Source organism: Phycicoccus sp. (genome assembly GCF_035325325.1).
Taxonomy (GTDB): domain Bacteria; phylum Actinomycetota; class Actinomycetes; order Actinomycetales; family Dermatophilaceae; genus Phycicoccus.
This window is the reverse complement of the sequence record NZ_DAOLAC010000002.1, coordinates 237782-258633: the sequence shown is the minus strand read 5'-3', so window position 1 is coordinate 258633 and position 20852 is coordinate 237782. Positions and strand designations below refer to the sequence as shown.

The 20852-nt window shown below is 73.7% G+C and carries 18 protein-coding genes; 11 read left to right on the top strand and 7 right to left on the bottom strand.

The genetic code is table 11. The features are described from left to right. The first annotated feature begins 61 nt into the window (after positions 1–61). Entirely contained in the window at positions 62–949 is an 888-nt protein-coding gene (locus PKA89_RS02820) for a phosphatase PAP2 family protein (RefSeq protein WP_324416394.1), read from the top strand. Here the strand turns inward: PKA89_RS02820 and ppdK are convergent. The 3 genes from ppdK to PKA89_RS02805 all read right to left on the bottom strand — a co-directional run bounded on the left by ppdK (position 874) and on the right by PKA89_RS02805 (position 4900). Further along, complete coding sequence (gene ppdK, locus PKA89_RS02815; protein WP_324416392.1) at positions 874–3549, bottom strand: pyruvate, phosphate dikinase; 2676 nt, start codon at positions 3547–3549, stop codon at positions 874–876. The two genes, PKA89_RS02820 and ppdK, sit on opposite strands and share 76 nt — an antisense overlap. A gap of 110 nt (positions 3550–3659) precedes the next feature. Next, positions 3660–4277 carry a hypothetical protein gene (locus tag PKA89_RS02810; RefSeq protein ID WP_324416391.1) on the bottom strand — a complete coding sequence of 206 codons (618 nt, stop codon included), beginning with the start codon at positions 4275–4277 and terminating at the stop codon, positions 3660–3662. Then, on the bottom strand, positions 4274–4900 hold the full coding sequence (locus PKA89_RS02805) for an SIMPL domain-containing protein (protein WP_324416388.1): 627 nt from the start codon (positions 4898–4900) through the stop codon (positions 4274–4276). Before PKA89_RS02805 ends, PKA89_RS02810 begins: the two co-directional genes overlap by 4 nt. Positions 4901–5003: 103 nt before the next feature. Between PKA89_RS02805 and PKA89_RS02800 the strand changes: the two genes are divergently transcribed. The 8 genes from PKA89_RS02800 (at position 5004) to PKA89_RS02765 (ending at position 14973) form a co-directional block, all read left to right on the top strand. Then, the gene (locus PKA89_RS02800; RefSeq protein ID WP_324416386.1) at positions 5004–6428 is read left to right on the top strand and encodes an NAD-dependent malic enzyme; all 1425 of its coding nucleotides are present in this window, start codon (positions 5004–5006) and stop codon (positions 6426–6428) included. Next, complete coding sequence (locus PKA89_RS02795) at positions 6428–6814, top strand: VanZ family protein (RefSeq protein ID WP_324416384.1); 387 nt, start codon at positions 6428–6430, stop codon at positions 6812–6814. The genes PKA89_RS02800 and PKA89_RS02795 overlap by 1 nt, the downstream gene beginning before the upstream one ends. A gap of 216 nt (positions 6815–7030) precedes the next feature. Beyond that, positions 7031–9100, top strand: a complete 2070-nt coding sequence (locus PKA89_RS02790; protein ID WP_324416382.1) for a DEAD/DEAH box helicase — start codon at positions 7031–7033, stop codon at positions 9098–9100. After that, positions 9097–9657, top strand: a complete 561-nt coding sequence (locus PKA89_RS02785; RefSeq protein ID WP_324416380.1) for a YqgE/AlgH family protein — start codon at positions 9097–9099, stop codon at positions 9655–9657. The genes PKA89_RS02790 and PKA89_RS02785 overlap by 4 nt, the downstream gene beginning before the upstream one ends. Before the next feature lie 32 nt (positions 9658–9689). Next, positions 9690–10001, top strand: a complete 312-nt coding sequence (locus PKA89_RS02780) for a DUF3039 domain-containing protein (protein ID WP_324416378.1) — start codon at positions 9690–9692, stop codon at positions 9999–10001. Positions 10002–10202: 201 nt separating this feature from the next. Then, entirely contained in the window at positions 10203–11147 is a 945-nt protein-coding gene (locus tag PKA89_RS02775) for a zinc metalloprotease (RefSeq protein WP_324416376.1), read from the top strand. Positions 11148–11256: 109 nt separating this feature from the next. After that, positions 11257–13020 (top strand): DEAD/DEAH box helicase, encoded by a 1764-nt coding sequence (locus PKA89_RS02770; RefSeq protein ID WP_324416374.1) that lies wholly within the window; start codon positions 11257–11259, stop codon positions 13018–13020. An 87-nt stretch (positions 13021–13107) separates the two neighbouring features. Then, positions 13108–14973, top strand: coding sequence for a 5'-nucleotidase C-terminal domain-containing protein (locus PKA89_RS02765; RefSeq protein ID WP_324416372.1), 1866 nt, complete (start codon positions 13108–13110; stop codon positions 14971–14973). Between the two features lie 69 nt (positions 14974–15042). On the opposite strand, the gene PKA89_RS02760 is transcribed toward PKA89_RS02765, so the two are convergent. Continuing rightward, entirely contained in the window at positions 15043–15534 is a 492-nt protein-coding gene (locus tag PKA89_RS02760; protein WP_324416370.1) for an Lrp/AsnC family transcriptional regulator, read from the bottom strand. A 107-nt stretch (positions 15535–15641) separates the two neighbouring features. Between PKA89_RS02760 and hppD the strand changes: the two genes are divergently transcribed. Further along, positions 15642–16880, top strand: coding sequence for a 4-hydroxyphenylpyruvate dioxygenase (gene hppD / locus PKA89_RS02755; protein WP_324416368.1), 1239 nt, complete (start codon positions 15642–15644; stop codon positions 16878–16880). A gap of 48 nt (positions 16881–16928) precedes the next feature. Here hppD and PKA89_RS02750 read toward each other — a convergent pair whose 3' ends face one another. Next, entirely contained in the window at positions 16929–17762 is an 834-nt protein-coding gene (locus tag PKA89_RS02750) for a DUF427 domain-containing protein (protein ID WP_324416366.1), read from the bottom strand. Between the two features lie 99 nt (positions 17763–17861). Between PKA89_RS02750 and PKA89_RS02745 the strand changes: the two genes are divergently transcribed. Further along, positions 17862–18659 carry an RDD family protein gene (locus PKA89_RS02745; RefSeq protein WP_324416364.1) on the top strand — a complete coding sequence of 266 codons (798 nt, stop codon included), beginning with the start codon at positions 17862–17864 and terminating at the stop codon, positions 18657–18659. 1 nt (position 18660) lies between these two features. Here PKA89_RS02745 and fahA read toward each other — a convergent pair whose 3' ends face one another. Together fahA and PKA89_RS02735 are read right to left on the bottom strand one after the other, a co-directional pair. Then, positions 18661–19890, bottom strand: a complete 1230-nt coding sequence (fahA, locus tag PKA89_RS02740) for a fumarylacetoacetase (protein WP_324416362.1) — start codon at positions 19888–19890, stop codon at positions 18661–18663. After that, positions 19887–20771, bottom strand: a complete 885-nt coding sequence (locus tag PKA89_RS02735; protein ID WP_324416360.1) for a hypothetical protein — start codon at positions 20769–20771, stop codon at positions 19887–19889. The genes fahA and PKA89_RS02735 overlap by 4 nt, the downstream gene beginning before the upstream one ends. Positions 20772–20852 lie beyond the last annotated feature (81 nt).

The window sequence follows — 20852 nt, the reverse complement described above, 5'->3', positions numbered from 1 at the left end:
CGTCGTCGAGGTCACGGCCCGGTACCGCCCATGCGGTGCCGGGCCGTGATGCACTTCCGGGGTGCGCACCCCCGACCCCGAGCGACCCCCAGGACCCACCCGGCCGGACAGCACGATCGGGCGACGCGACCTGACCCGCTGGCCCACGCGGACCGGCCGGCTGGTGGTGGCCGCCGTCGACCGGGTCGTCGATCACCTCGGCCCGCTCGGGCGGTGGGGTCGGGCCAACCTCGCGCTCGTCGTCACCGTGCTGACCGGTGCCGTCGTCGTCCTCGCCCTCGACCTGCTCGCGGCGCAGGTCTACGAGGCGGTGACCGAGCAGGACGGCCTCGCCGGCCTCGACCGCCCGGTGCTCGACGCCGCGGTGGCCCTGCGCACCCCCGCGCGCGACACGGCGGTCACGGCCTTCACCGACCTCGGCGGCACGATCGGCATGCCGATCCTCGTCCTCGTCGTCACCGGGGTGCTCGTCGCGCTGCGCAGGTCGTGGACGCCGGTCGTCGTCATGGTCGTCGCCGCGGCGGGCTCGCTGCTGATGACCGTGCTCGGCAAGGACCTCGTCGGTCGGGCCCGGCCCCCGGCGACCCTGGCCGTCCCGCCGCTGGAGACGTCCCCGTCCTTTCCCTCGGGGCACACCCTCAACGCGACGGTCCTCGTCGGGGCCCTGGCCTACCTCCTGCTGCTCGCGGGCCGGCACACCTGGCAGCGGGTGCTCGTCGCCACCGTGGCGAGCGCCTTCGTCCTCGCGATGGGGCTCTCGCGGGTATTCCTCGGACACCACTGGCTCACCGACGTCGTCGCCGGCTGGCTGCTCGGGCTCGGGTGGCTCGCCGCGGTCGTCACCGGCCACCGGGTGCGCCTGACGCTGAGCGGTCAGCCCGATGCCACGACGGCGCGGCCGGCCTCGAGCCGGGCCACCGGCACGCGGAACGGCGAGCAGGACACGTAGTCGAGCCCGCGCTCCTCGAAGTAGTGCACCGACTCGGGGTCGCCACCGTGCTCGCCGCAGACGCCGACCTTGAGCCCCGGCTTGGTCCGGCGGCCCTCGTCGGTGCCGATCCGCACGAGCCGGCCCACGCCGCGGCGGTCGATGGTCTCGAAGGGTGACACCCCGAGGATGCCGGCCTCCATGTAGCGCGAGAAGAAGCTCGACTCGACGTCGTCGCGCGAGAAGCCCCACGTCGTCTGGGTCAGGTCGTTGGTCCCGAAGGAGAAGAAGTCGGCGGCCTGGGCGATGTCGCCGGCGGTCAGGGCGGCGCGGGGCAGCTCGATCATCGTGCCGACGAGGTGCTCGAGGTGCACCGCGTGCTTCTCGCGGGCCCGGTGCGCCGCGTCGTCGATCTCGGCGCGGATGGTGCTCAGCTCCTCGACCGCCCCGACGAGCGGGACCATGATCTCGGGCCGGGCGTGACCGCCCCGCTCGGCGACGATCGCCGCGGCCTCGAGGATGGCCTGGCTCTGCATCTCGAACAGGCCGGGGATGGCGATGCCGAGGCGCACCCCGCGCAGGCCGAGCATCGGGTTCTCCTCGTGGAGGCGGTGCACCGCGAGCAGCAGCAGCGAGTCGGTGTCGTGCTCCCGGCCGGTCGCCTCGGCCACCGCGACCTTGACCGACAGCTCGGTGAAGTCGGGGAGGAACTCGTGCAACGGCGGGTCGAGGAGGCGCACCGTGACGGGCAGGCCGTCCATCGCCTCGAAGATCTCGACGAAGTCCGCCCGTTGCAGGGGGAGCAGCTCGTCGAAGACGACCTGCCGCTCCTCCTCGCCCTCGGCGAGGATCAGCCGCTCGACGAGCTCGCGGCGCTCGCCGAGGAACATGTGCTCGGTGCGGCACAGGCCGATGCCCTCGGCGCCGAACCGGCGGGCACGGGCGGCATCGGCCGCGTTGTCGGCGTTGGCGCGCACCTGCATCCGCCGGTGCTTGTCGGCGACGCCCATGAGCCGGTCGACGGCGGCGACGAGGGGGCCGCCCTCGTCGACCGACATCGTGCCCTCGAAGTAGCGCACGACGGGGGAGGGGCGCACGGCGACCTCACCGAGGAACACCTCGCCGGTGGAGCCGTCGATCGAGAGCGTGTCCCCCTCGCGCACGACGGTGCCGTCGGGGGTGGAGAACTGCCCGGCGCGGGTGTCGACCTCCAGGGTCTCGGCGCCGCACACGCAGGTCCGGCCCATGCCACGGGCGACGACGGCGGCGTGCGAGGTCTTGCCGCCTCGGCTGGTGAGGATGCCGGCCGCGGCGACCATGCCGTGCAGGTCGTCGGGGGTGGTCTCGCGCCGCACGAGGATGACCGGGGTGCCCTCGACGGCCACCCGCACGGCGGCGTCGGAGTCGAAGACGGCCACGCCGACCGCCGCCCCGGGTGAGGCGCTCATCCCGCGGGCGACGAGTGCGCGGGCGCCGTCGGGGTCGAAGTGGGGGAACATCAGCTGGGCCAGCTGGTCGCCGGTGACCCGCAGGAGGGCCTCCTCCTCGGAGATGACGCCCTCGTCGAGCAGGTCGACCGCGATGCGGAAGGCGGCCTGGGCGGTGCGCTTGCCCACCCGGGTCTGCAGCATCCACAGCCGCCCCTGCTCGATCGTGAACTCGATGTCGCACATGTCGCGGTAGTGGCCCTCGAGGCGGCTCATGATCGCGAGCAGCTCGTCGTAGCTGGTCTTGTCGATGCGCTCGAGGTCGGCGAGGGTCAGGGTGTTGCGGATGCCGGCCACGACGTCCTCGCCCTGGGCGTCCTCGAGGTAGTCCCCGTAGACGCCGGGGGCGCCGGTGGCCGGGTCGCGGGTGAAGGCCACGCCCGAGCCGGAGCCGGCACCGCGGTTGCCGAAGGCCATCACCTGGACGTTGACGGCGGTGCCGAGGTCGGCCGGGATCCGCTCGCGGCGACGGTAGAGGACCGCGCGGTCGGAGTTCCACGAGCCGAAGACGGCCCGGACGGCCGCGCGCAGCTGGGCGCGGGGGTCCTGCGGGAAGGGGGTGCCGGAGCCCTCCTCGATGACCTGCTGGAACGTGGCGACGAGCGCGCGCAGGTCGTCGGCGTCGAGGTCGACGTCCGCGGTGACCCCCTTGGCCCGCTTGGCCGCGTCGATGGCGTCCTCGAACCGGTCGCCGTCGAGGTCGAGCACGGTCTTGCCGTACATCTGCAGGAGTCGGCGGTAGGAGTCCCACGCGAAGCGCGGGTCGCCGGTCTGGCGGGCCAGGCCCTCGACCGAGGCGTCGCCGAGCCCGATGTCGAGGACGGTCTCCATCATCCCGGGCATCGAGAACTTCGCACCGGAGCGCACCGACACGAGCATCGGGTCCGTGGGGTCGCCGAGGCGCCGGCCGGTCCGGGCCTCGAGGGCGGCGACGTGCTGGTCCACCTCGTCCCAGAGCCCGTCCGGCACCGTGGCGGTGGCGAGGAACTGCCGGCACGCCTCGGTGGTGATCGTGAACCCGGGCGGGACCGGGATACCGAGCCGGGTCATCTCGGCGAGGTTGGCCCCCTTCCCGCCGAGCAGGTCCTTCTCGTCCTTGCTGCCGTTCTCGAAGTCGCGGACGAACGGTCCCACGGCCCTCGCCTCCTCGGATGTGGTCGTCTGGCCAGACTACTACTTTCCGTAGTAGATAGCAGCATCCTAGTACCCCATGGGGTATGCGTGGCGACGGGGTGGTGCGTGTCTCAGCCGACGTCGAGCCGGTACCGGTCGCCGTCCCGCGCGAAGCCGAGGCGGTCGTAGTACGGCGCGACCATGCCCGGCGCCGTGAGGACCCGGGTGATGCCCCGCTCGCGGAAGAGCCCGGAACGCCGGAAGACGAACTCGCCGGGGGAGAAGTCGCGGAAGCGCGGTGTGACGTAGTCGAGCTCGACCTGCGCGGTCCCGGCGCCGTCGTCGCGCAGGACGATGACACCCGCGGTCTCGTCGCCGTGCTGGACGAGGTAGGTCGAGCGACCGCTGCCGGGCGCGTCGGCGGTGAAGGTCGGGAAGAAGCGGGAGACGTCGTCCCGCCACACCTCGAGGACGTGCTGCAGGTAGCCGTCGTCCTCGCGGACCGGGACGACCGAGAAGGCGCGGTCGTCCCCGCGTTCGCGGAGCATCCGGGCGATGAACCAGAGGTTGATCGCGGCGAGGACGACGTTCATCGCGACCATCGGCCAGACGCCGACCAGCGCGTTGAAGCCGACGAGGATGAGGCACGCGACGGTGTTGAGGACGCGCAGCCGCAGGATGCGGGCCTGCAGCAGGGAGAAGACGAGGAGCGCCGAGCCGAACCAGCCGAGCGCGTCGACCCAGCTCACGCCGGGCCCAGGGCGAACCGGACGGCGACCGTGGCCGTCACCGTCGACTCGCCGCCCTCGACGGGCACCCCGCCGCCGGCGTCCATCGCCGCGAGGCGCATCTTCGGCAGCGGCGCCGCCCCGCCCGGCGGGAGCTCGGCGACCCGCAGGACGGGCCCGAGCGAGCGTCCCGCCAGGTCGGCCCAGTGCCGCGCCCGCGCCGTGGCGTCGGCGAAGGCCGCCGACCGTGCCCGCACGAGCAGGGGCCCGGTGTCGGCGACCTCGAGCGAGACGGCGTCGACCCCGAGGGCGTCTCCCGCGGCCCCGGCGAGTGCGGCGATGACGTCACCGGCCCGGTCGCGCTCGCGCACCCGCAGCCGCAGCGACTGGTGCGCGGTGTAGCCGGTGGTGCTCCGGCCCTCGCGGTCCCAGCGCGGCGAGACGCCCATGCCGGTCGTGCGCCGGTCATGGTCCACGACACCGTGGTCGTGGGCCGCGGCGACGGCGGCGTCGAGACGGGTCGCGAGGCCGGCGAGCGCGGAGGCGACGTCGCGACCCTCGACGGCCACCCGTACGTCGAGCACGACGACGTCGGGGGCCGCGCCGGCGCTCCCGGTCCCGGTCACGTCCACGTGGTCGGCCATGCGGGTCACTGTAGGGCCGGCGGCCCGCGGTCCACCACGGCCGAGCCCGCCACGGGGTGGGCGCGATTCGGGCTACCTGCGGGTACGGGGTTCAATCGACCCCATGCCCGCCGCTCCCTCCATCGCCAACAGCGTCACCGTCCGCCTCGTCCTGCCTGCCCGGCCGACCGCCGTCAGCGAGATGACGAGCCTCATCGAGAAGGCCGGCGGCGTCGTCACCGGGCTCGACGTCACGGGGTCCGGGCACGCGCGGATGCGGGTCGACCTGACGATGCTCACCCGCGACCCCGACCACGCGGACGAGATCGTCGCCGTCATGCGCACGGTCGAGGGCGTCGAGATCGGGAAGGTCTCGGACCGCACCTTCCTCATGCACCTCGGCGGCAAGCTGACCGTCGAGTCCAAGGTGCCGATCCGCACCCGCGACGACCTCTCGCTCATCTACACCCCGGGGGTGGCGCGGGTGTGCACCGCGATCGCCGAGAACCCCGAGGACGCACGCCGGCTGACCATCAAGCGCAACACCGTCGCCGTCGTCACCGACGGCACCGCCGTGCTCGGCCTCGGCGACATCGGCCCGCTCGCCGCCCTGCCGGTCATGGAGGGCAAGGCCGCCCTCTTCAAGCGGTTCGCCGACATCGACGCCTTCCCGTTGTGCCTCGACACGACCGACGTCGAGGAGATCATCCGCACCGTCAAGGCCATCGCGCCGGGGTTCGCCGGCATCAACCTCGAGGACATCTCCGCCCCCCGCTGCTTCGAGGTCGAGGCCCGGCTGCGCGAGGAGCTCGACATCCCTGTCTTCCACGACGACCAGCACGGGACGGCGATCGTCGCGCTCGCGGCGCTGCGCAACGCGCTGCGGGTGGTCGGCAAGCGGCTCGAGGACGTGCGGCTCGTGATGAGCGGGGCGGGCGCGGCGGGTACTGCCATCCTCAAGCTCCTCCTGCACGCGGGGGCGCGGCACGTCGTCGTCACCGACGTCGACGGCGTCGTGCACCGCCGGCGCGCCGACGTGCTCTCCGGTGACCACCCGAACCACGCGTGGATCGCCGAGCACACCAACCCCGACGACGTCACCGGCACGCTCACCGACGCCGTCCGCGGCGCCGACGTCTTCCTCGGGGTGTCCGCGCCGAACATCCTCTCCGAGGCCGCGGTCGAGTCGATGGCCCCCGACGCGGTCGTCTTCGCGATGGCCAACCCGCTGCCGGAGATCGACCCCGAGATCGCCGCCCGGCACGCCGCCGTGGTCGCCACGGGACGCTCCGACTTCGCGAACCAGATCAACAACGTGCTCGTCTTCCCCGGCGTCTTCCGTGGGCTCATCGACGCCGCGAGCAAGCACGTGACGACGGACGTCCTGCTCGCCGCGGCCGACGCGCTCGCCGGCGTGGTCACCGAGGAGGAGCTCAACGCGACGTACATCATCCCGAGCGTCTTCCACCCCGACGTGACGACGGTCGTCGCCGACGCGGTCCGCCGGGCGGTCGAGCTCGTCGAGGGCCCGGTCGACGAGTCGGCCTGATGCGGCGCGCCCCGTGGGCGGCCCGGACCGCCCTCGTCCTCGCCGCGCTCGCGACCGTCGGCCAGGCCGTCGTGCTCTACGCCCCGGACGCACCGGGGGCCTCGCCGTTCCCCGGCTCGGACAAGGTGGTGCACCTCGCGGTCTTCCTCGTGCCGGTGGCCCTGGCCCTGCGGGCCGGCCTGCCGGTGCGGTGGGTGGTCGGGCTGTTCGCCGCGCACGCGCTCCTCAGCGAGGTCGTCCAGGCCACCCTGCTGCCGCACCGCAGCGGCGACCCCCTGGACGCCGTCGCCGACCTCGTCGGCGTCGTCCTCGCCGTCCTGGCCCATCGGCTGCGCCCCGGACCGCGGCCCTCGGCGGTGGCGGGCCGGCGCGCCACGCGCTGGTAGACTGGACCCTCTGCACCGAGGTGACGGGCGCCTGGCCGCGCCCACCCGTCGCACCCGCGACCACGACCCCCCTCCCACCCGGTGCCGCCGGTGACGCCCCCTGGGTCCGAACCGGCCGCCCAGGACCACTGCTGGTCCGGAGACTCGTTGTACTCGCTGTTTCGCCACCGGCCGACGACGTGTCTGTCCGAACGTCCTCCCGATGACGAAGCACAGGTGAACACCCCCATGCCCAAGAAGGCATCCGGGCCGAAGGCCCGTTGGACCGCTGCCCAGAAGGCGGAGGCCCGCAAGGGGCCCAAGAAGCCCCACCGCGGCCAGGGCTCGCGCGGCCCGGCCGCCGAGACCACCCGCGACGGCGAGCGCAGCAAGCGCCCGCGCGCCGAGCGCTCGCCCCGCTGGGACCGCGAGGACCCGCGCCGTGGTGACCGCCCGGCCCGCGCCGACCGGCGCGAGCGGGACGACCGGCCGCGTCGTGACGACCGTGGCGCCCGGCCGCGGGCCGAGCGGGACGACCGTCCCCGTCGCGCGGAGCGTCCGCGGTTCGAGCGGGACGACCGTCCCCGCCGCGAGGAGCGTCCGCGGTTCGAACGGGACGACCGGCCGCGTCGTGACGACCGTGGCGCCCGGCCGCGGGTCGAGCGGGACGACCGCCCGCGACGCGAGGACCGTCCGCGGGTCGAGCGGGAGGACCGTCCGCGCCGGTGGGTGTCCGACCGTGAGGAGCGGCACGTCCACCGCCCGCACGACGAGCGCCCGCGTCGCGAGCGGGGCGACCGTCCCGTCCGTGAGCGCACCCCCCGCGTCGCCGACCCGGTGCGCCGCGACCGCCACGAGGGCCGCCACGCCGAGCGCCCCTGGGAGCGGGACGAGCAGCCCCGCACCGTCGAGGACGCCGAGGCCGAACGCGCCGAGGCCGACACCTGGACCACCTACCGCTCCACCGCGGCCGGTGGCCCGAAGGAGGTCACCGCCGACAACGGCTTCGCCGCCCTCGGGCTGCCCGAGCGCATCGTCGAGCGCCTCGCGCGCGACGGCATCGCCGAACCCTTCCCCATCCAGGCCGCGACCATCCCCGACGCGCTCGCCGGTCGCGACGTCCTCGGCCGGGGTCGCACCGGCTCGGGCAAGACCCTGGCCTTCGGCCTGCCGACGATCGCCCGCCTCGCCGCGGGCGGGCGGCCGGAGCCCAGGCGGCCCAAGGCGCTCGTCCTCGTCCCGACGCGAGAGCTCGCGATGCAGGTGAGCGATGCCCTCGAGCCCTTCGTCCACGTCACCGGCATCACCCACCGCCTCGTCGCCGGCGGCCTCTCCTACGAGCCGCAGATCAAGAGCCTCCAGCGCGGGGTGCACCTGCTCGTCGCGACGCCGGGCCGGCTCGTCGACCTCATGGACCGCGGCGCCGTCGACCTCGGCGGGGTCGAGGTGGCCATCCTCGACGAGGCCGACCACATGGCCGACATGGGCTTCGTGCCCGAGGTGACCGCGATCCTCGACGCCGTGCCCGACGGCGGCCAGCGCCTCCTCTTCTCGGCGACCCTCGACCGCGGGGTGGACACCCTCGTCGAGCGGTACCTCGTCGACCCGGTCACGCACTCGACCGACGACGCCCAGGCGGCCGTCACGACGATGAGCCACCACGTGCTGCTCATCGACCCGCAGGACAAGAAGGCGCTCACGGCCGAGCTCGCCGGCCGCGCCGGACGGTCGGTCGTCTTCGCCCGCACCCAGCTCGGGGCCGAGCGCATCGCCGGCGAGCTGCGCGGCCGCGGCGTCCTGGCGGCGGCGCTGCACGGCGGTCTCTCGCAGAACGTCCGCAACCGCGTGCTCGGGGCCTTCCGCGACGGCCGGATGCCGGTCCTCGTCGCCACCGACGTCGCCGCGCGCGGCATCCACGTCGACGACATCGGGATGGTCATCCAGGTCGACCCGCCCACCGACCACAAGGACTACCTGCACCGGGCCGGCCGCACGGCGCGGGCCGGTGAGGAGGGCGCGGTCGTCATGCTCGCGCTCCCGCACCAGCGCAAGATGGTCACCCGCATCATCGAGGGTGCCGGCGCCGAGGCGATCACCGCCAAGGTCGCGCCCGGCGACCCGGTCGTCACCGCGCTCGGCGGTGTCGCCCCGAGCGGCGTGCCGGTGCCCGACGAGGTGTGGCGCCCGCTGCTCGAGGCCCCCCAGCGGGGTCGGGGTGGCCGGGGCGGCCCGCGTCGCGGCGGTCCCCGCCCGGGTGGTCGAGGTGGCCGCCCGCCGCGCGGTCGCGGGGGCAGAATGGGCGCGTGAGCGCGTCCCCGACGACCGGTCGCCTCCTCGTCGCCACCCCGCAGATCGAGGAGGGGGTCTTCCGGCGCAGCGTCGTCCTCGTGCTGCACCACGGTGACGACGGCGCCCAGGGGCTCGTGCTCAACCGGCCGATCGAGGCCGGCATCGACGCGGTGCTGCCCGGCTGGGAGGAGCACGCCAGCCGTCCGCGGACGATGTTCCAGGGCGGGCCGGTCCAGCTCGACTCCGCGCTGGGCCTGGTCGCCGTGCCCGGCGACTCCCCGGAGCCCCGGGGGGTGCGGCGGCTCTTCGGGGCCGTCGCGCTCGTCGACCTCGACACCCCGCCGCCGCTCGTCACGCCCGAGCTGTCGGCACTGCGGATCTTCGCGGGGTACGCCGGCTGGTCGCCGGGCCAGCTCGAGGAGGAGCTGGTGACGGGATCCTGGTACGTCGTCGACGCCGAGGGCGGCGACGCCTTCACCGACCGCCCGGACGACCTCTGGCAGCGGGTGCTGCGCCGGCAGCCGGAGCCGCTGCGCTGGATGGCGTGGTTCCCGCCGGACCCGGCGCTCAACTGAGGCTCCCCGGCCCGCGGCGTAGGCTCGGGCGCATGAGCGAGACGATGCCGCCGCCCAGCGACCCGAACGGTCCGGCCGACGAGCCCGGCGGTCCGCAGACGCAGACGGCCGTCCTCGAGCGCACCGAGACCGTCCCGCAGGTCGCGGAGCCGGGGGACCACGAGCGGTTCGCGCACTACGTCCGCAAGGAGAAGATCCTCGAGAGCGCCCTCTCGGGGGAGCCGGTCACGGCGCTCTGCGGCAAGGTCTGGGTGCCCGGCCGCGACCCGCAGCGGTTCCCGGTGTGCCCGACGTGCAAGGAGATCTACGAGGGCCTGCGCCCGCCGGAGGACGGCGGCGAGTGACCCCGGTCACGCCGAGCCCGGGACATTTTGACCAACCCTGACCGGCGCCTGACCCACCTCTTGCGTCGGAGGAGTAGCGCGCGACGACGAGGTCTTACCCAACCCTGACGTCGGTCTGACCCACGCGTCCCGGCGCCCGCCTAGCGTCCTGCGGGTGCCCCGGCCGACCCGGCCGGGCGAGACCGTCTCGGAAGGACGCCCATGCGTACTCGCTCCCTCACGGCCCTGGCTGCCCTCACCCTCGGTGTGGCCGGATCCGTCCTGCCCCTCGCCTCCGCCCAGGCCCGACCGATCGCCGGTGATGCGGTCCAGGCCGGCGCCGCGTCCTGCGAGACCCACTCCGCCGCCGTCGGCGGACGCCACGCGAGCGGCCCGAACCGTCAGGACCCGCACGAGCTGACCGCGGCGCAGGCGGCGTCGCTCAACGCCCGCTTCGAGCGCGACATGAAGGCCAAGGGCGTCGACCCGACCTCCCGCAAGAAGGGGGCGACCTTCTCCGCGACGACCATCCCGGTGCACTGGCACGTCATCACCGACGGCAGCGCGGGCAACCTCAGCGCGTCGGACCTCGCCGGCCAGATCTCGGTGCTCAACAACGCCTACGCGGGCACCGGCTTCTCGTTCCGGACGGTGAGCACCGACTACACCGACAACGCCTCCTGGTACAACGGGATCACCGACGGCACCTCGGCCGAGCGGCAGATGAAGAACGCGCTGCACGTCGGCGGCAAGGGCGACCTCAACCTCTACACGGCCGACCTCGGCGGCGGCCTCCTCGGCTGGGCCACCTTCCCGAAGTCGCAGACCGACCCGATGGACGGCGTCGTCATGCTCGACGAGAGCCTGCCCGGCGGCAGCGCCGCCCCGTACAACCAGGGCGACACCGCGACCCACGAGATCGGCCACTGGCTCGGGCTCTACCACACCTTCCAGGGTGGGTGCAGCGGCCAGGGTGACTACGTCGACGACACCCCGGCCGAGGCCTCGCCGGCCTACGGCTGCCCGACCGGTCGCGACACCTGCTCCGCCCCCGGCACCGACCCGATCAAGAACTTCATGGACTACACCGACGACTCGTGCATGAACACCTTCACGAGCGGCCAGGTGGCCCGGGCGCAGAGCCTCTGGACCACGTACCGCGGCTGACCGCGCATCCGCGGACTCCGGTGTCCGCTAGCACATCCCGAAGGCCCCGACGAGTTCCGTCGGGGCCTTCGGTGTGTCGGCACGGCGCCGGTTATCGTGGCCGTCGCCCATGAGTACCTCTGCCGCCGGACACCTGCCTCCCGCCTACCCCGAGCGGGCCGCGTGGGGTACCGCGGCCAAGCTGCGTGCCTGGCAGGAGGAGGCCCTCGCCGCCTACCTCGGGCGCGAGGCCACCGACTTCCTCGCCGTCGCGACCCCGGGCGCGGGCAAGACCACGTACGCGCTGCGGATCGCCACCGAGCTGCTCGACCGCGGCCTCGTGCGCGCGGTCACCGTCGTCGCCCCGACCGAGCACCTCAAGACCCAGTGGGCCGACGCCGCCGGCCGGGTCGGCATCCAGCTCAACCCCGGGTTCTCCAACTCGACCGGCGTGCAGTCGAGCGAGTACGACGGCGTCGCGCTCACCTACGCCCAGGTGGCGACCAACCCGGGCCTGCACCGGCGCCGCACCGAGTCGGTTCCCACCCTCGTCATCCTCGACGAGATCCACCACGGCGGCGACGCCCGCTCGTGGGGCGACGGCATCCGCGAGGCGTTCTCGCCCGCGGTCCGGCGGCTGTCGCTCACCGGGACGCCGTTCCGCTCCGACACCAACCCGATCCCGTTCGTGCGCTACGAGATGGACGAGGCCGGCATCCTCCGCTCCGCCTCGGACTACACGTACGGGTACGCCGCGGCGCTGCGCGACGGGGTGGTGCGGCCGGTGCTCTTCCTCGCCTACGGCGGCGCGATGCGCTGGCGGACCAAGGCCGGCGACGAGGTCGCGGCCAGGCTCGGCGAGCCGCTGACCAAGGACCAGACGGCGCACGCCTGGCGCACGGCGCTCGACCCCCGGGGCGAGTGGATCCCCTCGGTGCTCGCCGCCGCCGACAAGCGGCTGTCGGAGGTGCGCCGGCACGTCCCGGACGCCGGCGGGCTCGTCATCGCGTCGAACCAGAGCGCGGCGCGGGCCTACGCGAAGATCCTCACCGCGGTGACGGGGGAGGAGACGACGGTCGTCCTCTCCGACGACGCCGGCGCCAGCGCGCGCATCGAGCAGTTCGCGGCGTCCGAGACCCGGTGGATGGTCGCCGTCCGGATGGTCTCGGAGGGCGTCGACGTGCCGCGCCTGGCCGTCGGGGTCTACGCCACCTCCACCTCGACACCGCTGTTCTTCGCGCAGGCGGTCGGCCGGTTCGTCCGGGCCCGCCGGCGCGGCGAGACCGCCTCGGTCTTCCTCCCGTCGGTCCCGGTCGTCCTCCAGCTGGCCGCGACGATGGAGGAGGAGCGCGACCACGCCCTCGACCGCCCGAGCAGCGACGAGGACGAGGCGTCGCTGTGGGCCGAGGAGGAGGGGCTGATCGCGGCGGCCAACCGCACCGAGCGCACCCTCGGGCTCGAGGACGAGAGCCGCTTCGAGGCACTGGAGTCCGACGCGCACTTCGACCACGTCCTCTTCGACGCCAAGCAGTTCGGCCTGCACGCTGCGGTCGGCTCCGAGGAGGAGCAGGACTACCTCGGGCTGCCCGGGCTGCTCGAACCCGACCAGGTCGCGACCCTCCTCCACGAGCGGCAGGCCAGGCAGGCCAAGGGCGGCCGGACCCGGGAGCCGCAGGGACCGTCGCCGGTCGCCCAGCACCGGGCGCTCGCGGCCCAGCGCAAGGAGCTGAACAAGCTCGTCGCCGCGTACTCGAGCAAGACCGGGGCCCCGCACGCCACCGTGCACCTGGAGCTGCGACGGGCCTGCGGCGGCCCGGAGCTGGCGTCCGCCACGAGCGAGCAGGTGACCGAGCGCATCGCGAGGATCCGGCACTGGTTCGTCGGCCGCCGCTGAGCGGTTTCTCAGCGTTCACGCGGTCGCCGTGAAGGCGCCCGCTCCCGGACGCGCGTTCCGGGCCGGACGGGACTAGCGTCCAGCCCCGTGACCGACTCATCCTCCTTCTCCCCGACCACCCGCCGCCAGCTGCTCGCCATGGCCGCCGTCGGCGGCGCCGGCCTCTTCGCCGCCCCCTCCGCGCTGGCCGACGAGCACCACGGCCACGACGACCACCACGACCACCACGGCCACCGCCCCGCGCGCACCCGGGTCACCGTGCTCGGCACGACCGACCTGCACGGCAACGTCTACAACTGGAACTACTTCGCGAACGCCGCCTACAGCGACGCCAAGGGCAACCAGATCGGGGTCGCCAAGGCGGCCACCCTCATCAAGGCCATGCGCGAGGAGCGCGGCGCGGAGAGCTGCCTCACGCTCGACGCCGGCGACACCATCCAGGGCACTCCGCTCGCGTACTACTACGCGAAGATCGACCCGATCACCCGCGGCGCCAAGCACCCGATGGCCACCGCGATGAACGCCATCGGCTACGACGCCGCGGCGCTCGGCAACCACGAGTTCAACTACGGCATGGACACCCTGCGGGCCTTCGAGCGCCAGTGCCGCCACCCGCTGCTGTCGGCCAACTCGGTCGGCTGGAACACCGGCCGCCCGGTCTTCCGGCCCTACGTCCTGAAGCGGGTCAAGGTCCGCGGCCAGCGTCCGGTCACCGTCGGCATCCTCGGCCTCGTCACCCCCGGCGTGGCCATCTGGGACGCCGCGAACGTCGAGGGCAAGGTGAAGTTCCCCGGCATCGTCGAGCAGGCGAAGGTCATGGTGCCCCGGATGAAGCGCGAGGGCGCCGACGTCGTCGTCGTCTCCTGCCACTCCGGCGCGACGACCTCCTCGAGCTACGGCGACGCGCTGCCGTACCCGGAGAACGCCAGCAGCCTCCTCGCCGCGCAGGTCCCGGACATCGACGCGATCCTCGTCGGGCACGCGCACGTCGAGATCCCGCAGCAGTTCGTCACCAACGAGAAGACCGGCCGGCCGGTCCTCCTCTCCGAGCCCCTCTACTGGGGGATGCGGGTCAGCGTCATGGACCTCGACCTCGAGATGGTCCGCGGCCGCTGGCGGGTCACGAAGTCCGCGGCGACGCTGCTCAACGCGAACACCGTCCCCGAGGACGCGAGGATCGCCGCGCTCGTCCGCCCCGCCCACGAGAAGGTGCTCAGCTACGTCAACTCGGCCATCGGCACGTGCACCGAGGCGATGTCCGCCTCGACCTCGCGCTACCAGGACACCGCGGCGATGGACTTCATCAACCTGGTCCAGGGGCAGGCGGTCAAGGACGCGCTGGCCGGGACGCCGCAGGCCGACCTGCCGGTGCTCTCGATCGCGGCGCCGTTCAACAAGGACGCCGCCATCCCCGCCGGCGAGGTGACGGTCCGCGACGTGGCCGGCCTCTACATCTACGACAACACGCTGCTCGGCATCACGCTGACCGGCGCCGAGGTCAAGGCCTACCTCGAGTGGTCGGCCCGGTACTTCAAGCAGGTCAGCGGCACCGGCCCGTTCACCGCCGACCAGGTGACCAACGCGGTCACCGACACCGCGCCGGGCGGCACGCCGGACTACAACTACGACATCATGGGCGGCCTCGACAAGGCGTTGACCTACTCGATCGACATCAGCCAGCCGGCCGGCTCGCGGATCGTCGGGCTGGCGTACGACGGTGTCGCCGTGGGCGACGCGGACCAGTTCGTCGTGGCGATCAACAACTACCGGCAGAGCGGCGGCGGAGGCTTCCCCGGGGTCAAGACCGCCCCGGTCGTCTACAACCGGCAGGTCGAGATCCGCCAGCTGCTCATCGACTGGGTGACCGCACAGGGCCAGATCGACCCGCCGAGCTTCGCCTCGGTCGACTGGAAGCTCGTCTCGGGCGGCGCGGACGTCGTCATCACCGGCTGACCGGCCGCGGGGAAACCCGTCGAGAGGAGAGAACACGCCGTGTGCGGGCTGCCGCACACGGCGTGTTCTCTACTCTCGATCCGGCTGGGCGGCGGCGGCGACGAGCGGACCGGTCCGGTGGGGGAGGTGGGTCACGAGGCAGATGGCGGTGTTGGCGCGCAGCACGTGGACGTCGTCGATGATCTCGTCGATGATCCGGCCCAGGTCGGCGTTGTCGCGCGCGGCCACCCGCACCACGAGGTCGCCGACGCCGGTGATCGAGTGGATCTCGAGCACCTCGGGGATGGCCGACAGGTGCGCGACGACCGGTTCGTGGCCCTGCCGCTGGCGGATCTCGAGCGTGCAGTACGCCGTGACCGGGTACCCGAGCGCGGCCGGCTCGACCTGGGGGGCGAAGGAGCGGATCACCCCTCGTTCCTGCAGCCGGTCGAGGCGGGCCTGCACGGTGCCGCGGGCCACCCCGAGGCGCCGCGAGGCACCGAGCACCCCGACGTGCGGGTCCTCGGTGAAGAGGGCGATGATCCGGGCGTCGAGGGCGTCCACGCCATCCTGTCTGGCCATGGTCACATCGTCCAGTGTCGAGCGGTCCGAACGCAACACCGTGCGCATCGTGACCACCGTGTCGTGGTCTGGTTGCACATCCAGTCCACCCCACCGACAGTGGCGGGATGACTGACACGACGACGACGTCCGCCGGCCCCCTCGACCTCACCGACACCGAGCGCGAGGCCGACCTCGACCTCGAGCAGCTCAAGCAGCTCGTCGGCCTCGTCGAGTACGACGAGAGCACCGACCCGTTCCCGGTCACCGGCTGGGACGCCATCGTGTTCGTCGTCGGCAACGCCACCCAGACCGCGCACTACTACCAGAGCGCGTGGGGCATGGAGCTCGTCGGCTACGCCGGCCCCGAGAACGGCACCCGCGACCACAAGGCGTTCGTGCTCAAGTCCGGCTCGATCCGCTTCGTCGTCAAGGGCGCGGTCACCCCGGACAGCCCGCTCATCGAGCACCACGCGACGCACGGCGACGGCGTCGTCGACATCTCGCTCGAGGTGCCCGACGTCGACAAGTGCGTCGAGCAGGCCCGCCGCGCCGGCGCCACCGTCCTCCAGGAGCCCGAGAACCTCTCCGACGAGCACGGCACGGTGCGCGTGGCCGCCATCGCCACCTACGGCGAGACCCGGCACAGCCTCGTCCAGCGGGTCGTCGACGGGAAGACGTACGAGGGCCCGTACCTGCCCGGCTACGTCGCCGCCGAGTCGACGTTCGTCAAGCGCGAGGGCGCCCCGAAGCGCCTCTTCCAGGCCCTCGACCACATCGTCGGCAACGTCGAGCTCGGCAAGATGGACGAGTGGGTCGCCTTCTACAACAGGGTGATGGGCTTCGTGAACATGGCCGAGTTCATCGGTGACGACATCGCCACCGACTACTCGGCGCTCATGTCCAAGGTCGTGGCCAACGGCAACCACCGGGTGAAGTTCCCGCTCAACGAGCCGGCCATCGCCAAGAAGAAGAGCCAGATCGACGAGTACCTCGAGTTCTACCGCGGCCCCGGTGCCCAGCACCTCGCGCTCGCGACGAACGACATCCTGCGCACCGTCGACGAGCTGCGCAAGGAGGGCGTCGAGTTCCTCGACACCCCGGACGCGTACTACGAGGACCCCGAGATGCGGGCCCGCATCGGTGAGGTCCGGGTCCCCATCGAGGAGCTGCAGAAGCGCAAGATCCTCGTCGACCGCGACGAGGACGGCTACCTCCTGCAGATCTTCACCCGCCCGCTCGGCGACCGCCCGACGGTCTTCTTCGAGATCATCGAGCGGCACGGTTCGCTCGGCTTCGGCAAGGGCAACTTCAAGGCGCTCTTCGAGTCGATCGAGCGCGAGCAGGACAAGCGCGGCAACCTCTGACCCGCCCCCGCGACGCCCGCCGGACCCCGTCCGGCGGGCGTCGGCGCGTCAGGAGCGGGCCTGGTCCGCGGGCGAGGACCACGGCGTGACCGGGCGCGGGACCGTCTCCCCGTCGAGCCGCAGGTCGGTGCGCTCGGCGTAGAAGCAGACGAGGCCGCGCAGCCGCTCGGCCTCGGGCAGCGGGTCCGGGTAGGACCACGCGACGTCCTCGGCGCCCGGCCGGCCGTCCCGAGCGGGCAGCGACCAGTACCGCGCGTCTCCCTTGTAGGCACACGTCGTGCGGGACGCGCTCGGATCGAGGAGGTCGAGACGAGCGTCCTCGGCCGGGAGGTACCAGCGGGCCGGCAGGTGCGTCTCGTGGACGACCACCGCGCGTCGGCTGTCGGCGAGGACGAGGCCGTCCAGCGAGACCACGACGTGCCGGTCGCTCTCGAGGAGGTCGAGCCGCTTGAACGGGTCGTGCGGGTGCCCCGTCACCGGCTGGGCCTCCTCGACCCAGGCGAACGGGGCCCACTCGACGACGACCCGGCCGCCGAGGTCGGGGTCGTCCGGGACGAACGCGGTGTCCGGCAGCCTTTCCTCGCCGACGACGAGGTCGTGGGAACGGCCGCCGGTCGTGTGCCACCCGAAGTTCACCGGGCCGAGGACCGGCGGCAGCTCGCGCGGCACGGGCGCCGGGTCGCAGGGCTCGAGGGCGGCGGTCAGGTCGCCCGGCGGCACCGCGTACACCGGGACGACGCGTCGGGGCTCCCAGACGAGGACGGCGTCGGTCGTGTCGAGCACCGGCGTCCCGGCGCGGGTGGCCCGGACCCGGCGGGTCACCGGCTCCCAGAGGAGCTCGGAGTGGAGGGACATGAGGTGGGGACCGAGCCGCAGCGCCATCCCCCGATGGTCCGCCCGGTGCGGCGGCGGGTCAACGGGCCGCGGCCGCCGGGCGGGGCGACGGAGGGGGCTCGCAGGAGCGCGTGAGACGCTGAGGGCATGACGACGCCGAGCGCCCCCGGCTGGTACGAGGACCCCGACGACGCGAGCCTCCTCCGGTACTTCGACGGTGTCGTGTGGAGCGCGCACACGACACCGCGGCACCCGCAGCCGGCGCCGGTCGTGGCATCGCCGCCCGAGCAGCCGGTCGCCGCACCCGTCCCGCCGAGCACCCCCGAGGGTCCCGCCGCTCATCCGGACCTCGGCCCGCAGCAGGGCTGGAGCACGCCGCCCGGGTGGGAGCGTCCCGCCCCCGGCGGGGTGCGGCTGCCCGACGGCGACGTCGTCGCGGAGTGGTGGCGCCGTCTCCTCGGCTGGGTCGTCGACACCATCCTCACCGGCATCGTCGCGGGCATCGCCTCCCTCCCGCTGCTCGGCGACTACGTCGCGGCGGTCGACGACTTCGTCACCCAGCTGGGCCAGGGCAACACCAGCCCCGACCTCACCGGGATGACCAACGCCCTCGCCGACATCGCGCTGCCGGTCGGGCTCATCCAGATCGGCGTCGGGCTGGTCTACTCCACGCTCTTCCTCGTCTGGCGCGGCGCGACCCCGGGCAAGATGCTCCTCGGGACGGTGGTCCGCCCGGCGTCCGCCCCGGGCCGCGTCTCGGTGACGGTGGCCCTGCGCCGGCAGGCCATCGGGGTGGTGAGCGACCTGCTCCGGCTCAACCCCCTGATGGGGCTGCTCGGCTTCGTCCTCGCCGTCGTCGACCCCGCCTGGCTGCTGCGCGACCCGCGCCGCCAGGCACTGCACGACAAGGTCGCCGACACCGTCGTCGTCCTGCGACGCCGCTGACTCAGCGGGCGGGTCGCACCGTCCCGGTGCACTCGCCGAACCCGACGACGGTGCCGTCCGGGCCCGGTGCCGTCGCGCGCAGGGTCACGGTGTCGCCGTCCTCGAGGAAGGTGCGGGTGCTGCCGTCGTCGAGGGTGACGGGCTCCTGACCGCTCCACGTCAGCTCGAGGAAGCAGCCGCGAGAACCCTTCTCGGGCCCGCTGACCGTGCCGGAGCCGAAGAGGTCGCCCGGGCGGACCGTCGCGCCGTTGACGGTGAGGTGGGCGAGCATCTGCGCCGGCGACCAGTACATCTCGCGGTACTCGGGCCGGGAGACGACCGTGCCGTTCCAGTCCACCTCGAGGTGGACGTCGAGCCCGTACGCGCCGTCGCCGGCGAGGTAGGGCAGGGGCTCCGGGTCCTGGCCGGGCAGCGGCACCCGGGCCGCCCGCAGGGCGTCGGTCGTCACGACCCAGGCGCTGATGCTCGTCGCGAAGGACTTGCCGAGGAACGGGCCGAGGGGCACGTACTCCCACGCCTGGAGGTCGCGCGCGGACCAGTCGTCGAGGAGGACGACGCCGAAGAGGTGCTCGTCGGCGTCGGCGAGGTCGACCCGTTCGCCAAGGGTGGTGGCGCCGCCGACGACGAAACCGAGCTCGGCCTCGATGTCGAGCCGGATGCTCGGGCCGAACGTGGGGGCGGCGTCGGCGGGGGCCTTGCGCTGGCCGGTCGGGCGCACGACGTCGGTGCCCGAGACGACGACCGTGCCGGCGCGGCCGTGGTAGCCGATCGGGAGGTGCTTCCAGTTCGGGGTCAGGGGCTCGGAGTCGGGGCGGAAGATGCGCCCGACGTTGCTCGCGTGGTGCTCGCTCGCGTAGAAGTCGACGTAGTCGGCGACCTCGACCGGCAGGTGCATCGTCACCTCGGCCAGCGGGACGAGGTGCGGGCGGGTCCGCTCCTCGTGGACCGGATCGGTGAGGACCTCGGTGAGCCACGCGCGGGCCGCCGACCAGGCGTCACGACCGAGGGCGAGGAACGGGTTGAGGCTCGGCTGCTCCCACGCCGCGGTGAGGTCGGGGCCGTCGCCGACGCCCACCGCGTCGCGCCCGATGCGGGCCACCGCGCTGGCGTCGAGGACGTCGTCGCCGACGCGGACGCCGACCCGCGGCGTCGTGCCGGCGGTGCTGAAGACGCCGTAGGGGAGGTTGTGGACGCCGAAGGGGTGGTCGGCTGGCAGGTCGAGCCAGGTCATGGCGCGGTGTCCTTCCGGTGCTCTGGAGTGGTGGGCAGGCCGAGGTCGGCGAGCTCGCCGAGGGGGTCGGTGACGGTGCAGCAGCCGTACGCGGTGAAGGCGGCTCGCACGCGCCGGGTGGTGCCGGGACTCCACGCGAGGACGAGGTCGGCCAGCGCCGCGGCGTCTCGCACGGCGAGGAGCCCCGCCACCTCGGTGACCGGGGCTCCCTCGAGGGCGGCCGCCGTGGCGACGAGGACGTCGAGCACGCCGTGGTTCTCCTCGGGCACGCCGTCGACCGGGTAGCTGCCGCGGACCGCGTGGTGCAGTCCGCCGGTCAGCTTGAACGGGACCGGGGCGGACGTGGCCGCGACGAGGAAGGCGGCGAGCTCGTCCTCGGCGGGCCAGGGCCACGTCGGCGTGGGGCCGGTGCGGAACTTCGCGACGACGGGGTCGCCCTCGGCCACCGCCGCCCGGACGTCGGCCACCGCGGTGTCCTGGGCGTCGCGCTGGCGGGGGACCTCCAGGGCGAGGGGCAGCTCGCCGGGGAGGTCGAGGCGGCGCCAGTCCGGGCTCCAGCCGAGCTCGGCGCCGCGCAGGTCCACCCGGGGGTCGGCGGCGAGCACGGCGAGGCCGTCGCGCAGCACCGTCGGGTCCGTACCCGGGCGCGCCACGACGGCGAGGTCGAGCGGCGCGGCGGACGGCCACCGGCCGGCGTCGAGGACGGCCAGCAGGTCCGAGGCGGCGCCGGCCGGGACGAGGAGCGGGCCGACGGCCTCGCCGTACCCGGCCCGGCGGTGGTGCGCATGTGCCTCGACGGCGTCCGGGAGCGGGCTGTTGCCCGGGGGGAAGACCGCGGCGTCGTCGACGAGGGCGCGCAGCAGCTCCGGCGTCGTCGGCATGGCGTCCAACCTAGCGCGGGCCGGCGCGGGGCCCGACGCGGCACTCGTTCGTGCGCGCCTCCCGGCCGACCGGGTGCCGAG

Bases quoted from the DNA above. Each gene is read 5' to 3' on its own strand.
- PKA89_RS02805 (WP_324416388.1), bottom strand. From the start codon at position 4,900: ATGGCCGACCACGTGGACGTGACCGGGACCGGGAGCGCCGGCGCGGCC.
- PKA89_RS02770 (WP_324416374.1), top strand. From the start codon at position 11,257: ATGAGTACCTCTGCCGCCGGACACCTGCCTCCCGCCTACCCCGAGCGG.
- fahA (WP_324416362.1), bottom strand. From the start codon at position 19,890: ATGACCTGGCTCGACCTGCCAGCCGACCACCCCTTCGGCGTCCACAAC.
- PKA89_RS02775 (WP_324416376.1), top strand. From the start codon at position 10,203: ATGCGTACTCGCTCCCTCACGGCCCTGGCTGCCCTCACCCTCGGTGTG.
- PKA89_RS02745 (WP_324416364.1), top strand. From the start codon at position 17,862: ATGACGACGCCGAGCGCCCCCGGCTGGTACGAGGACCCCGACGACGCG.
- PKA89_RS02795 (WP_324416384.1), top strand. From the start codon at position 6,428: ATGCGGCGCGCCCCGTGGGCGGCCCGGACCGCCCTCGTCCTCGCCGCG.
- PKA89_RS02760 (WP_324416370.1), bottom strand. From the start codon at position 15,534: ATGGCCAGACAGGATGGCGTGGACGCCCTCGACGCCCGGATCATCGCC.
- PKA89_RS02750 (WP_324416366.1), bottom strand. From the start codon at position 17,762: ATGGCGCTGCGGCTCGGTCCCCACCTCATGTCCCTCCACTCCGAGCTC.
- hppD (WP_324416368.1), top strand. From the start codon at position 15,642: ATGACTGACACGACGACGACGTCCGCCGGCCCCCTCGACCTCACCGAC.
- PKA89_RS02780 (WP_324416378.1), top strand. From the start codon at position 9,690: ATGAGCGAGACGATGCCGCCGCCCAGCGACCCGAACGGTCCGGCCGAC.
- PKA89_RS02735 (WP_324416360.1), bottom strand. From the start codon at position 20,771: ATGCCGACGACGCCGGAGCTGCTGCGCGCCCTCGTCGACGACGCCGCG.
- PKA89_RS02800 (WP_324416386.1), top strand. From the start codon at position 5,004: ATGCCCGCCGCTCCCTCCATCGCCAACAGCGTCACCGTCCGCCTCGTC.